General features: G+C 51.9%; 6 protein-coding genes and 1 pseudogene. 6 read left to right on the forward strand and 1 reads right to left on the reverse strand.

The window, feature by feature from the left end:
* The first annotated feature begins 31 nt into the window (after nt 1-31).
* Entirely contained in the window at nt 32-307 is a 276-nt protein-coding gene (locus tag QW71_RS11765) for a hypothetical protein (protein WP_039297783.1), read from the forward strand.
* Between the two features lie 47 nt (nt 308-354).
* Nucleotides 355-564 (forward strand): hypothetical protein, encoded by a 210-nt coding sequence (locus QW71_RS11770; RefSeq protein WP_052769993.1) that lies wholly within the window; start codon nt 355-357, stop codon nt 562-564.
* Between the two features lie 146 nt (nt 565-710).
* Here QW71_RS11770 and QW71_RS11775 read toward each other — a convergent pair whose 3' ends face one another.
* Nucleotides 711-935, reverse strand: coding sequence for a LuxR C-terminal-related transcriptional regulator (locus QW71_RS11775; RefSeq protein WP_019908812.1), 225 nt, complete (start codon nt 933-935; stop codon nt 711-713).
* 478 nt (nt 936-1,413) lie between these two features.
* Between QW71_RS11775 and QW71_RS11780 the strand changes: the two genes are divergently transcribed.
* From QW71_RS11780 to QW71_RS11800, 4 genes and pseudogenes are all read left to right on the forward strand, one after another.
* Nucleotides 1,414-2,391, forward strand: coding sequence for a LacI family DNA-binding transcriptional regulator (locus tag QW71_RS11780; protein WP_039297792.1), 978 nt, complete (start codon nt 1,414-1,416; stop codon nt 2,389-2,391).
* A gap of 710 nt (nt 2,392-3,101) precedes the next feature.
* Entirely contained in the window at nt 3,102-4,028 is a 927-nt protein-coding gene (gene efeO / locus QW71_RS11785) for an iron uptake system protein EfeO (protein ID WP_039297793.1), read from the forward strand.
* 5 nt (nt 4,029-4,033) lie between these two features.
* On the forward strand, nt 4,034-5,383 hold the full coding sequence (gene efeB, locus QW71_RS11790; RefSeq protein ID WP_047013748.1) for an iron uptake transporter deferrochelatase/peroxidase subunit: 1,350 nt from the start codon (nt 4,034-4,036) through the stop codon (nt 5,381-5,383).
* A 499-nt stretch (nt 5,384-5,882) separates the two neighbouring features.
* Nucleotides 5,883-6,242: pseudogene (locus QW71_RS11800) on the forward strand (hypothetical protein); the annotation flags it as partial.

The following is a 6,242-nucleotide window of genomic DNA, read 5'->3' on the forward strand; positions in this document are numbered from 1 at the left end:
AAAATAAGATTAACCAAGCGAGGTGAAGCCGATGAAATGGGGAGAGATTACGAAATTGCACCCAAGCCGCTTTGTACTGGTGGAAGCAATCAAGGCAAGCTCCAGCAACCGTGTACGCCAATTAGAGGATATGGCAGTCATTCAAGACTACGATAAATCCGAGGAGGCATGGACCGGTTATAAAGAGATGCATAAGCTACATCCGACTCGTGAGCTGTATGTTTTCCATACGAGCAGAAGCGATGTTGAGGTGGTAGAGGAATTCTTCTCAGGAGTACGGCAACTGTTTTTGATTCTGATGCATTAGCTGCAATAGGTATCCATATTGATTTTATAAATGGACGTGCAAAGCGGATGTATGGAGTAGGGGGAACGAGTGAAATTTGTTATGAGCAGCAGATTCCCGGCTTTTGCATTGAAGATATTGCTTTGACGGATTTCCCCATTCAGCTGGGTTCGATTCTAGAGCCTTATGGCTTTGACGGAATTATTGGTATTGATTTTATGATGAAAGCCAAATGCAAGGTGGATTTTGAAACCATTATTATTAAGTTTGAGAAATAGACCGGGCAACGCTTACCCTCAAGGGACAGCAATCGCTTGGTCTATTTGTATTTTATTCACAGTTCACTTATAACTGAAACAAAAAACCTCCCCTCACCCCGAAGGATAAAGGAAGGCTTAAACGCGTCACCTCTGAAGCACGGCAGCTATATTTTCAGCTCCCCAAGCTTGATCAGCTCGACAACCGCTTGCGAACGGCCTTTTACGTTTAATTTTTGCATGACGTTGGAAATGTGATTGCGGACAGTTTTTTCGCTAATGAATAACAGTCCTGCAATATCCCGTGTAGTTTTGTCCTGCACTAGAAGCTCGAATACTTCGCGCTCACGATGCGTCAACAGAAATTTGCTATGATGTTCGTTCCCTTTCAATGGTGTCACCCCTCCTTGCTCTGGGTTTGTTTGGTATAACAAGGTAAAGGGATACAGTCAAACCATACTATGTAGGGTGGCAGTTAATGGTGCTGTTGCAGCATTAATTTGGGCGGGGACAGACGCGGATCGCGGACAACCCTGGCATTCCTGACCAAAACGCATAATAAAAACGGCTTCAGCTCCTAGTGTTAAGGGCGTCATCCGTTGGGGCAAAGTCTATAGAAAACACGCTGCTAAGTAATGCTTAGGCAAAAAAATGTTGCTGGAACTCCGTCCGCCCGCAGCGTGAAGCCGCAAACTTTACCGGTCCGTCACGCCCTTTCGGTCACGCCGGCTTAATCCAGTAAGGCTGCTAACAACCCCAGTGTAATTTATGAAATGGATTCCATAGCAAGCTTTTTTATATGCGAAAATGTGAAAATTTCTATGGTAAAATAAAACCATTCCAATTCTGACTCGGGGGGCAGCATACGCCATGGCTAATATTAAAGAAATTGCCCGGATTGCCGGAGTTTCCGTAACGACCGTCTCGCGGGTGCTGAATAATCATCCTTATGTCAGCAAAGACAAAAGAGCCGCCGTCCTCGATACGATTGAGCAGTTAAACTACACCCGCAATATGAACGCCGTCCACCTGATTACCGGACGTACCGGTACAGTGGCGGTGATTCTTCCGTATATCAATGCTTTTTATTTCTCGATTATTATGAATGGTCTTGCCCATGAGGCGCTGCTCGCGCAATACCGGCTGATCCTGTGCCAGAGCAATTATATGGCAGATGAAGAGATTAAAGTGCTGGAGATGCTGCGCAATAAAGAAATCGATGGTGTGGTCATTGTATCGACTGCGCTGAAGCCTGAATTGATTGAGGAGTATACCGCGTACGGTCCGGTTGTAACCTGCCAGGACAGCGGGCAGCGCCGTTATTCCTCTGTATATATTGAGCATTATGCGGCTTTCCGGCAGGGGCTGCAGTATTTGAAGGGCAAAGGGTACCGAACCATCGGCTATTGCGAAGGCAGGCAGAATGGCAGCAGCGCCTCTATCCGGCAGAGCGCCTTTCGCGAATTCATTGCTGAGCACAAGCTGGTTTTTCAGGAGGAATGGATGATCTATGACTGTACAACGGAAGAAGACGGTGCTGCCGTGGCACGGTCGCTGCTGGAGATGCCGGTGCGGCCTGAAGCTATGATCATCACTGGTGATCATGTTGCAGCCGGACTGATGATTGAGGCGCGCAAAGCGGGTCTCAGCATCCCCGGAGACCTCGCTGTCATGGGCTTCGATAACCAGCCGATCGGCCGGCTGCTGGAGATCACCACCATAGATAACCACCTGTATGAGATGGGTGCATCCGCCTTCCGTATTATTCATGAGCAGATCAGCTCAGACAACCCTGACCCGGTCTACCGCAAGCTGGATTACCGGATTATTGAGCGGTCCACGGTGTAGAATCAGCGATCTGCGATCTGCGATCACTGCTTGTTGCTGCAATAGTTGTGATAGGTATGTCCAACACGCGCTCAAGGTTATACTCGTCCTAGCAAACGGTCAATTGCCGGTGGGTACGCGGAATAATTCGTGCTGAGTTAATCCAGCGTTGTCACGAATGCTTTAAACTTCAATTTGGCGGAACGTTTAAAAAATATTGCGTATATCAGGCATTCCGCCGGGGATTACGCTGTTGTCTCTGGGACACCCGGCAGCAGAGCGAGCTTAGAGTAAGATAATTAAGTTTTGCTTCGGCCTGTAAAGGCATAATGTTGTACGTAGTGCAACTCCGGTTCATGAATACCCGAGTGTCCGGGAGGAATGTTGTACGGAATACAGGAATTCCCCCGATCTTCTGCTGGAACAAGAGGAATTGCTGCCTTTTCTACAACAATTCTTGATTTGGGCCGTTGTTATGAGTAAATTGTTGTACTTCGTGCAGGAATCAAGTAGAAACAGCTACGCTGTCCGTTTAAAGGACGGTATCGTTTTCAAATAAACAAACTGCGTCTTCCGCCTGTCGGGAGGCGTTTTTGGTATTTTATTTGTGCGAGCCGGCATGGATATGATAATTATCACATTTTTATTGACAGCTACTGGATGGAGATTTATGATAGGTCCATCATTGATAACGATTATCATTTACATAACAAAAAGGGGTGTCCAACAGAATGAAGATAGGTTATGCAGTACCGGCGGGTTTGCTTGCGGCTTCCCTCCTGTTTGCCGGCTGTGCAAGCAATGATAACAATAATAATGGCAACAACGGCAATAACAGCAATACCTCCGGGAATAATGCTGCAGCCCAGACGGGCAATGGGTCAACCGGTGCACCGGCCGCAACTGCAGATTCAACTGCTGCTGCCGCAACGGCGGATTTCACCACGGCCATCGACGAGTACCGGAAATATGTAATTGAACAATGCGACGAATTCGTGAAACAGACCGAAGGCTTCACCGATGCGGTGAAAGCAGGCAAGCTTGAAGACGCCAAAGCGCTGTATGCTCCTGCACGCATGTATTATGAACGGATTGAGCCCATTGCTGAAGCGCTCGGAGATCTGGATCCCAATATTGATGCCCGCGAGAACGATGTTGACGCTGCGGACTGGCGCGGCTTCCATAAGATTGAACAGGCCCTCTGGCAGAACAATACCACAGATGGCATGACCGATGTCGCAGACCGTTTGCTGAAAGATGCTCAGCTGCTGCGTGCCAAGGTGGAAACTGCTGAGATTGATGCCAATCTGCTCGTTACCGGAGCTGTAGAGCTGCTGAATGAAGTATCCTCCTCCAAAGTAACCGGTGAAGAGGAACGTTACTCCCACACGGATTTGTATGATTTTGTCGCCAATGTGGAAGGTGCCCAGAAGATCTATGAGCTGCTGAAACCCGAGCTGGCAAAAAAAGACCCTGCACTGGAGCAAACGATCGGCGAGCGGTTCACCGCACTGCTGAATGAGCTGGCACCGTTCAAATCCGGTGACGGCTACGTTTCCTACGAAACGCTGAAAGAAGATGAGGTCCGGACATTAAGCCAGAATCTGGACGCCTTAGCTGAGCCTCTATCCAACATGGGAACTATTCTGGGAGTGTGACCGGTATGAAAAAGAAAGACAGGACTTCCCGGGAAACTCCCGCGACAGAGAGCGTTCTCTCCAAGGATGCTTCTAAAGATCAGCTATTATTCGATAAAAAACTAAGCCGCCGCGATATGCTGCGGCTTACTGGCGCCTCCGGACTCGGCCTGCTGCTCGGCGGCGGCGGGGTAGGCAGCATTCTGGCGGCACGCAAAGCAGCCGGGCAGCCGGGACAGGCACTCTCTTCCCCGCAACATGCGGGAGCAGACATTATTCCATTCTATGGGAATCATCAGGCGGGAATCATTACGCCTGCGCAGAACTTCCTGTGCTTCGCCTCGTTTGATCTGACAACAACCAAGCTCAGCGAGGTCAAAAAACTGCTGGAGGCCTGGACCACCGCCGCCGCTGCCCTTACTGCCGGTACGCTGATCGGCAGCGTGAACGACAATCCCAATCTTCCGCCTGCCGACACCGGCGAGGCAGATGGTCTTACCCCCTCCAAATGTACACTTACCTTCGGGGCGGGTCCTGCCTTCTTTGACAGTCGGTTCGGACTGGCTGGGAAACGGCCGGCCTCCTTCACCGATCTCCCGGCATTCACGGGAGACAGCCTGGAGCCGCAGTGGTGCGGCGGCGATCTCTGTGTGCAGGCCTGCGCCGACGATCTGCAGGTGGCGTTCCATGCCATCCGCAATCTGGCCCGCATCGCCCGGGGCACAGCGGTGCTGCGATGGACGCAGGAGGGCTTCCAGCGCACCGGCAGCGCCGACCCGGCAGGCGGCACACCGCGTAATCTGCTCGGCTTCAAGGACGGCACGGGCAATCCCGACGTCACCGATGACGCCAAGATGCGAAGTGTCGTCTGGAGCGGAAGCGGCGATGGCCCCGCCTGGATGAATGGCGGCACGTATCTCGCGCTGCGCCGTGTTCGCTTTCGCATTGAGGTCTGGGACCGCTCTACGCTGAGCGATCAGGAAGCAACGTTCGGGCGTCACCGGCAGAGCGGCGCTCCGATTGGAGCGCGGGATGAATTCGCCGAGCTCAATCTGGAGGCGGCGGATGCCAGCGGCAAGCCTGTCATTCCGCCGGATTCCCATTCGGCCCTCGCCCATGGGGATGGTTCGGTCAAAATGCTGCGCCGCTCCTACTCCTATTCCAGCGGCATGGATCTCAAGACCGGGCAGCTGGATGCAGGACTGGTCTTCATCAGCTTCCAGAAGGATCTGGTGAAGCAGTTCGTGAGCATCCAGCAGCGTCTCTCGAAGAATGACCGGCTGAATGAATATATGGTCCATACCGGCAGCGCCGTATTCGCCTGCTTCCCCGGTGTACGAGAAGGCGGGTATATCGGGGAGTCGCTGCTGGGGTGACGAACAGATATAGCTAAGTCCGGATTCAGCGTGAGGAAATGACGCTGAATTTGGCGCTGGATACATCCTGGTGCCAAAGGTTGTTCGGCGTGATCAGAATCAGCGGGATGAACGATATGGGACGGACGTTCAGGGGGTCAAATCATTTGGAGTACCGGGGATTTGAGAACAGGAAAGTGCAAGATGGAATGTGTGTTAAGAAACGGAGCAGCGGCGGGAATTGGTAAATGGAGGGGCGGCTGGCACGGCGGCAAACGGAGTCAGGCAAAATGTTGTACTGGGTACAACTCGAATACCGAGTTTTCTGCCTTTTTGGACGGATTGTTGTATGAAATACAAGAATAGTTTCTTTTACCTAGCTGGAACGGGTGGAATGCTGCATTTCTTACAACAATTTAAGTTTAGGGCCGATGTTTTAGAAGAAATGTTGTATTTCGGGCAGGAATATTAGCCGAGAAATAGGTACAACAGCAACAGCTGCTGCCGCCCCGAAGTTCCAATGTGCACCGCAGTAACAACCACGCTTCAGGTTCAACTCTTAAGTCCGCCTTCTTATAGAGGAAACATAATAGCATGCTTATTCGCGAAGGGAATGATCCCGATGATCATAACGGTTAAAATCAGTCCATGGCGGCAGATCCGGGCAGCGCTGCTGCTGATCTGCCTGCTTCTGCTGCTGCCCGGCGCGCCGGCTTCTGCGTCAGGCGCGCCGCTCGATGAGCTGCTGCCGCCTGTAGGCAGCGCGCTTGTAGAGGCCGGCCAGAGCCGCTGGGACGCGGCGGCGGCCGATGTGGAATCGTTCGCGGCGCTGTGGCGCAGCGCGAACGAAGGCACGCCGGACCCGGCACTCGCCGGTCCG

Origin of the sequence: Paenibacillus sp. IHB B 3415, from assembly GCF_000802655.2 — a bacterium.
In the GTDB taxonomy this organism is placed as follows: domain Bacteria; phylum Bacillota; class Bacilli; order Paenibacillales; family Paenibacillaceae; genus Paenibacillus_AQ; species Paenibacillus_AQ phytohabitans.

Excerpts from the sequence above, each read along its gene's own strand:
- QW71_RS11765 (WP_039297783.1), top strand. The coding sequence starts at position 32 with ATGAAATGGGGAGAGATTACGAAATTGCACCCAAGCCGCTTTGTACTG.
- QW71_RS11770 (WP_052769993.1), top strand. The coding sequence starts at position 355 with ATGTATGGAGTAGGGGGAACGAGTGAAATTTGTTATGAGCAGCAGATT.
- QW71_RS11780 (WP_039297792.1), top strand. The coding sequence starts at position 1,414 with ATGGCTAATATTAAAGAAATTGCCCGGATTGCCGGAGTTTCCGTAACG.
- efeO (WP_039297793.1), top strand. The coding sequence starts at position 3,102 with ATGAAGATAGGTTATGCAGTACCGGCGGGTTTGCTTGCGGCTTCCCTC.
- efeB (WP_047013748.1), top strand. The coding sequence starts at position 4,034 with ATGAAAAAGAAAGACAGGACTTCCCGGGAAACTCCCGCGACAGAGAGC.